Annotated in this window: 1 pseudogene; it reads left to right on the forward strand. The window is 68.5% G+C overall.

Annotated features, from left to right (window positions below):
- A pseudogene (locus tag RNB18_RS52390) lies at positions 1–435 on the forward strand (glycosyl transferase); the annotation flags it as partial.

The following is a 435-nucleotide window of genomic DNA, read 5'->3' on the forward strand; positions in this document are numbered from 1 at the left end:
TTCCTGGCCAAGATGCTCGAGGGACTGATGGTGATGCCGGCCATCGGGCTGGTCTACCTGATCGCCGCGCCCCTCCCGGTGCGCCGGCGCCTGCTGCACCTGGCCGGCTCACTCGGGGCGTTTCTCGTCTCGGCCGGATGGTTCGTGGTGCTCACCCTGGTGTGGCCCGCCTCGTCGCGGCCGTACCTCGCCGGGTCCACCGACAACAACTTCATGAACCTGGTGCTCGGCTACAACGGATTCGGTCGCGTTCTCGGCCACAACCACTACGGCACCCACGTCGACGTCGACCCGGTGGTCCCCGCAGCGTCGCAGCACCACGGCGGCTGGGGCGATCAGGTCCAGGGCCTGCCGCGGCTGTTCACCGGCGAGTTCGGTTTCGAGATCGGTTGGCTGGTGCCCGCGGCACTGCTGGCGGTGGTCCTGGTACTGATC

It is taken from the genome of Streptomyces doebereineriae, from assembly GCF_031845645.1.
GTDB lineage: Bacteria > Actinomycetota > Actinomycetes > Streptomycetales > Streptomycetaceae > Streptomyces > Streptomyces canus.